Origin of the sequence: Helicobacter labacensis (assembly GCF_003660285.1) — a bacterium.
GTDB classification, from domain to species: Bacteria; Campylobacterota; Campylobacteria; order Campylobacterales; family Helicobacteraceae; genus Helicobacter; species Helicobacter labacensis.
Genome location: NZ_QXQQ01000065.1, coordinates 1 through 548 on the forward strand (window position 1 = coordinate 1; position 548 = coordinate 548).

Annotated in this window: 1 protein-coding gene; it reads left to right on the plus strand. The window is 44.2% G+C overall.

The genetic code is table 11. The annotated features are described in order from the left end of the window. On the plus strand, positions 1 to 364 hold a 364-nt coding region (locus EAO33_RS08910; RefSeq protein ID WP_162982288.1), incomplete at its 5' end, for a hypothetical protein. Between the last annotated feature and the right edge of the window lie 184 nt (positions 365 to 548).

The following is a 548-nucleotide window of genomic DNA, read 5'->3' on the forward strand; positions in this document are numbered from 1 at the left end:
GAGTATGTGTGGGAATGCAGAACGCGCTCAAGGGTTAGCACGCCGACATGCAGAAGAAGATGTGTATAGAGAGCTCAGGCAGAGAATCAAGGCATGGAGCAGGTCTTTAGCGCAATGTTATAACAAAATGGCAGATGGATTAGAGAAGGGACAGGACGGGCAAAGTTATCTAAAAAGCGATAAAAAATGCGACTCGATGGTTAGAAAGAGTGTTTTTACAGATAGTGCTGCAGACCATTTCCCTCAATTGGGGTTTTTGATGGATAGACATTTTGATCACATCTACACAGACAGAAAAACGCACAAATACGATGATCCTAAAGTTCGCTATCCTAATTTTGATCGAATGTTACAAGACCTTTAGTGCCAACCTCCTTAAAAACAGCAGTTACAAGCCCCTAGAAGCCGATTTCCAGCGGACATGTCGGAATGCAATCAGTAGGGATTTCAGTCATCCGCTGGTCAAGACAAGGTGGGGCGAACGCGAGTGGTAATATCCGGAGGTAGAATCAAAGCACGGGATCAGGCATACCATATCTATTTTTAGA